Origin of the sequence: Streptomyces cahuitamycinicus (genome assembly GCF_002891435.1) — a bacterium.
Classification (GTDB): domain Bacteria; phylum Actinomycetota; class Actinomycetes; order Streptomycetales; family Streptomycetaceae; genus Streptomyces; species Streptomyces cahuitamycinicus.
In genome coordinates this window covers 1-5,404 of the sequence record NZ_POUC01000494.1, presented here as the reverse complement: position 1 = coordinate 5,404, position 5,404 = coordinate 1, and the positions used below count along the sequence as shown (strand labels likewise).

The 5,404-nt window shown below is 71.7% G+C and carries 5 protein-coding genes; 2 read left to right on the top strand and 3 right to left on the bottom strand.

Going from position 1 to position 5,404, the window contains the following annotated elements:
- Window positions 1–1,344: carboxylesterase/lipase family protein (locus tag C1J00_RS37600; protein WP_102913393.1), on the top strand; the 1,344-nt coding region annotated here is incomplete at its 5' end.
- Here the strand turns inward: C1J00_RS37600 and C1J00_RS37595 are convergent.
- Complete coding sequence (locus C1J00_RS37595; RefSeq protein WP_245936659.1) at window positions 1,292–1,951, bottom strand: helix-turn-helix domain-containing protein; 660 nt, start codon at window positions 1,949–1,951, stop codon at window positions 1,292–1,294. The genes C1J00_RS37600 and C1J00_RS37595 overlap by 53 nt on opposite strands.
- A 356-nt stretch (window positions 1,952–2,307) precedes the next feature.
- On the opposite strand from C1J00_RS37595, the gene C1J00_RS37590 reads away from it, so the two are divergent.
- On the top strand, window positions 2,308–3,120 hold the full coding sequence (locus tag C1J00_RS37590) for a MerR family transcriptional regulator (protein WP_102913392.1): 813 nt from the start codon (window positions 2,308–2,310) through the stop codon (window positions 3,118–3,120).
- Window positions 3,121–3,125: 5 nt separating this feature from the next.
- Here C1J00_RS37590 and C1J00_RS37585 read toward each other — a convergent pair whose 3' ends face one another.
- Window positions 3,126–4,184 (bottom strand): LacI family DNA-binding transcriptional regulator, encoded by a 1,059-nt coding sequence (locus C1J00_RS37585; protein WP_102913391.1) that lies wholly within the window; start codon window positions 4,182–4,184, stop codon window positions 3,126–3,128.
- Window positions 4,185–4,341: 157 nt separating this feature from the next.
- Entirely contained in the window at window positions 4,342–5,253 is a 912-nt protein-coding gene (gene mmuM, locus C1J00_RS37580) for a homocysteine S-methyltransferase (protein ID WP_102913390.1), read from the bottom strand.
- Window positions 5,254–5,404 lie beyond the last annotated feature (151 nt).

The following is a 5,404-nucleotide window of genomic DNA, read 5'->3' as shown; positions in this document are numbered from 1 at the left end:
CCCCCGTACTCCGAGGCCTTCGCGCACTACCTGTCCGACCCGGTCGTGCCGGGTGACGACTGCCTCAACCTCAACGTCTGGACCCCGCAACCCGACCCCGGGGCCCGCCTCCCCGTCCTTCTCTGGCTGCACGGCGGTGCCCTGACCAGAGGGTCCTCCGCCGTACCCGTCTACGACGGCCATGCCTTCGCCCGCGACGGCGTGGTGTGCGTCTCGATCAACTACCGGCTGGGCGTGGAGGGCTACGGCCTGTTCCCGGACACGCCCCCGAACCCCGGCCTGCGCGACCAGATCGCCGCCCTGACCTGGGTGCACGAGGCCATCGAGGCCTTCGGCGGCGACCCCGGCCGCATCACCCTCTTCGGCCAGTCCGCCGGGGCGATCAGCATCGGCGCCCTCATCGCCGCCCCGCAGACCCAGGGGCTGGTCCGGCGGGCGGTCCTTCAGAGCGGGCCGCCCGAGGCGTCCGAGCGGGCCAAGGTACGGCGGATGGTGCGCCGTATGGCCTCCCGGCTGAAGATCCCCGCCACCGCCGAGGCCTTCGCCGCCGTCGACCGCGACCTGCTGCTGCACACCCAGGCAGAGGTGGGCAAGCTCAGCAGCCCGGTGGTCGGCGGCCCCGCCTTCGGCATCGTCATCGACGGCGACGTCGTCCCCCGCCACCCCCTGGAGGCCCTCACGGACGGCGGCGCCGCGCCCGGCGTCGAGCTGATGATGGGCTGGACCCGCGAGGAGTACCGGCTGTGGCTGGTGCCGGGCGGCCTCCTGGAGCGCGTCGACCGCCTCGGGGCCGTCGCCTTCGCGGCAGCCATGGCCCGCTGCCACTGCGGCAGCGAGGTCCCGCGCGGCTACCGCGCCCTGCACCCCGAGGCGAGCACGGCGGACATCGTGGGCCAGCTGGTCACCGACCATCTCCTGCGCATCCCCCTGCGGTACCTGGCCGACGCCCGTACGGAACCCTCGTACGCCTACGAGTTCGCCTGGCCGTCGAACCTCCCCGACCTGGGCTCCTGCCACGCGCTGGAGCTGGGCTTCGTGTTCGACACCGGCGATGCGCCCGAGTCCCGCAAACTGGCCGGGGAGGGTGCCCCGCAGGAACTGGCCGACGAGATGCACGCCGCCTGGGTGCGCTTCGCCACGGACGGCGACCCGGGCTGGAAACGCTGGGACACGGCCCACCCGGTACGGGTCTTCGGGGACCGCGCACCGGACGCCGAGAACGGCGTCGCCTACACGGCGTACGGCCCCAGAGACCGCGAACTCGCTCTCTGGGCGACCGACGCCGCCGCCGTCACTCTTGAGGAGCCAGTGCCGACAGGAAGGCGCTCCAGGTGGCGGGGGTGATGGTGAGTTGACATCCTCCCCTCCTAAAAGAGGGGGATTCCAACCCAGGTGGGTTGAGGTTCACGGGTGCTCGAACGGCTGGTGGCCGGACCCGGAACGTCTTCGCCTCGGGCAGCTTCGCACCCTTGCCCTTGGCGCTGAGACGGAACCGGACCCAGCCGCAACCGGGCATTTTGACCTGAGCCCACCGCCGGTTGAGCCTGTGCACGACGACCGACCGGCCCATGACCCGCTTGCCGGTCTTCGCGTTCAGCTTCGGCGACCCGTCAGCGTTGCACTCCGGCACGCGGCCGGCGCCGATGACCCTGAAGCCCTCGTGCCGGTACTTCCTGCGCCAGGTCGGCTCACCGAACCCGGACGTGAACCTGGCGTTCTTGGCCTTGGCGAAGTCCTTCAGTGCCTGTTGCTGCACGTCCGCGTTCCCCGAGCCCAGCCACTCGTTTGCCTGACGGGCCTCGGTCAGCTGACGGCACTGCTCCGCGAAACCGGGCGCACTCCTACGCCACCGCCGCCGGTGCGCATGCCGCTCAACGGCAAGGTTCCAGACGTACCGGGCGTGCGCGCAGTGCGTGAGCATCTGCTCGGCCTGCGCGGGCGACGGATACATCCGGAAACGTGACACACCACGAACCTAGCCACCCCGTTCGCCTCCCGTGCACGTCTTCGGTCAGCATCACCCGTGAGAGTGACCGGCACGCTTTCGCCTTCCAGGGCAGTCCCCGACCACAGGACCCTCAACCCGCCGGCACCACGAACGGCTCGAGGTCAGCCTCACCGCCGTCTCTCCCGAGACGCCGAATCGCCCTGGCGGCGATTCGGCGTCCCTTGCCCCGTAACGCGGGAGCGGGCATTCACTCCGGCCCTGAAGGACCGGGCACCCTGCCCGGCAAGCAAGGTGGTGTGAGTTCGAAGGCGGCGGGGATTGACCCTCACACCGTGTCAGCCAGTGAAGTGGATGACGTCATGTTCAGCATCGGAGCATTCGCCAAGTACGGCGGCGTGTCAGTGCGCATGCTGCGCCACTACGACGCCGTGGGGCTGTTGCGCCCCGCCCATGTCGATCCGCACACCGGCTACCGGTCGTATGAAGCCGACCAACTGGCCCGGCTCAACCGCGTCATCGCCCTCAAAGAGCTGGGCTTCACGCTCGAACAGGTCCGCGCCATCCTCGACGAGCAGGTGGACGCGGCGGAGCTGCGCGGCATGTTGCGGTTGCGGCGTGCGGAGCTGGAGTCGGCCATGGCGGCCGATGCCGCCCGGCTGGGGCAGGTCGAGGCGAGGCTCCGGGTGATCGAGAGTGAGGGACGGATGTCGTTCGACGACGTGGTGATCAAGCGAGTCCCGGCGATGCGTGTGGCGGAACTGACGGCTGTGGTGGAGAGCTTCGAGCCGCGATTCATCACCCCGGTGATCACCCCTCTCTACGAGGAGTTGTGGAGCCGGATGCAGGCTGCCGGGCTCCGGGCGAGCGGTGCGGCCGTCGCCTACTACGAGAATCTCGACGGTCCGGTGACGGTGCACGCGGCCATCCCTGTCGACGCCGTACCAGATCCTTCGCAGGACTTCGCGGTGGTCGACCTGCCGGCGGCGGAGGTCGCGACGCTGGTCCATGACGGCCCGATGGAGCACGTCATTCCCAGCGTTCAGGCGCTCGCCCGCTGGATCGACGCCCATGGCTACACGTCGGTCGGCCCCGCCCGCGAGGTGACGCTCTCCTGCCCCAACTGTGGCGATCACTCGGTGACCGAGCTGCAGGAGCCGGTCGCTCGCCCCTGAGAGCACTAGCGGGCCGGCGGCGCTCCCACCGAGTCCCGCACGACAACGTGCGTGCCCAGCAGCAGGTGTTCGTCCGGGGCGCCCGGGGTGCGTTCCAGCGCCGTGCGGACGGCGAGCCGGCCGAGTTCCTCGTAGGGGACGTGGACCGTCGTCAGGGCGGGGTGCAGGTCGCGGGCGAAGGGGATGTCGTCGTAGCCGGCGAGGGAGACGTCGCCCGGCACCGTCAGGCCCGCCTCGTGCAGTGCGGTCAGGGCGCCGGCCGCGACCATGTCCGTGGCCGCCACCACCGCGCTGAACTCCAGGCCGTCCTTGAGTGCTTGCTGCGTCAGGCGGTGGCCGGAGTCCCGTGTGAAGTCGCCGTGCAGGACGAGGGACGGGTCCGGGTCCAGACCGCGGGCCCGGTGTGCGGCGAGGTAGCCGTGTTCGCGGCCCAGGGCCGTGGTGTGGTCCGTCCGGCCGCCGAGGTACAGCACCCGGCGGTGGCCCTGCGCGAGCACGTGGGCGACCAGGGTGTAGGCGCCGCCCTCGTTGTCGTACTCGATGACCGTCACCGGAGCCCCCGGGTCCAGCGGCGGCCGGCCGCAGAGGACCAGCCGGGAACCGGCCGAGGCGAGGGAGTCGGCCATGCGGTGGGTGCGTTCGCGGTACTCGGGGGTGTCGGCCGTGCCGCCGACCAGGATCACGGCGGCGGCCCGCTGGGCGCGCATCATCTCGACGAACTCCAGCTCGTGCCGGACGTCGCCCTCCGTGCTGCACACCAGGCAGAGATGCCCGAGGCGGGTCGCCTCGCGCTCCACCCCGTGGGCCATGTGCGCGAACGACGGGCCGGTGATGTCCTCCAGGACGAAGGCCAGGGTGGGCGTGCCGACACCGGCGATCGCCTTCGCCCGGGCGTCGGCCACGTAGTCCAGCTCGCGGACCGCCCGCATCACGCGCCCGCGCGTCGCCGCGCTCACCGGATACTCGCCGCCCAGCACCCGGGACACCGTCGACGCGGAGACCCCCGCGCGCGCCGCCACGTCCCGGATGGTGCTTCGGCTCGCGTCCCCGCTCTTCCTCGTCATGACTGCCTCGTCTCTCCCGGGCACCGGTCCGTGCCCACCCCCGAGGGAACCGCGGCAACACCGTAGCAACCGGTTCCCATGACGGAGGCTAGCAGTGCGGGCAGGAGTGGAGGAGGGGTCTGCGCGGACTGCCGGGACCGTGCGGGCCGCGATCGCGTTACGCCGCCTCCAGCGCTCCCGCGATGCCCGAGATGCCGTCCGGCCCGACCCGGCAGCACCCGCCGATCAGCCGGGCCCCCGCCCGCTGCCAGGACTTCACCTGGCCGACGGTGAAAGTGGAGCGGCCGGTCCAGGCGCGGGCCTCGGCGTCCCACGTCTCGCCGCTGTTGGGGTAGACGACGACCGGCTTGCCGGTGACCCGGGCCGCCGTCGCGGCCGCGCCGTCCACGTCCTGCGGAGCGCAGCAGTTCACCCCGACCGCGATCACCTCGTCCGCCTCGGCGGCCAGGGCGAAGGCCTCCTCCAGCGGCTGCCCGGCCCGGGTGCGGTCACCGGCGACGGAGTACGTCAGCCAGGCCGGCACACCGAGCCCGCGCACCGCCCGCAGCAGCGCAGCGGCCTCGTCCGCGTCCGGGACCGTCTCCAGTGCGAGGACGTCGGGCCCGGCCGCGGCCAGTACCTCCAGGCGCGGCCGGTGGAATCGCTCCAGCTCGTCCACGCTCAGCCCGTAACGCCCCCGGTACTCCGAACCGTCCGCGAGCATCGCCCCGTACGGGCCGGCCGAGGCCGCCACCCACAGGGGCCGCGGGGCTCGCGCCCGTCGGGCCGCCTCCCGGGCCGACTCCACGCTCAGCTTCATGAGTTCGGCCGCACGCTCACGAGCGATCCCGTGCTTGGCGAAACCCTCGAACGTGGCCTGGTAGCTGGCCGTGATCGCCACGTCCGCACCCGCCCGGAAGTAGGCGAGGTGCGCCTCGGTCACCGCCTCCGGCTGTTCGGCGAGCAGCCGCGCCGACCACAGCTCGTCGCTCAGGTCGTGCCCGGCCGATTCGAGCTGGTTGGACATGCCGCCGTCGAGGACGACCGTCCCGGCGGCAAGGGCTTCGGCGAGGGTGATGGTGCTCGTCATACGAACGACCGTAGCCGAGATCCGCCCGCGGCCCCCAGCCCGATGTGTCCATCACGTGAACAGATCGATCAGTATGTGGGATGACGGCTACGATCAGGATCTTCTCCCTCCGCTTGTACAGGAACCCTCATGACCGTCCCCAGCCCCACCG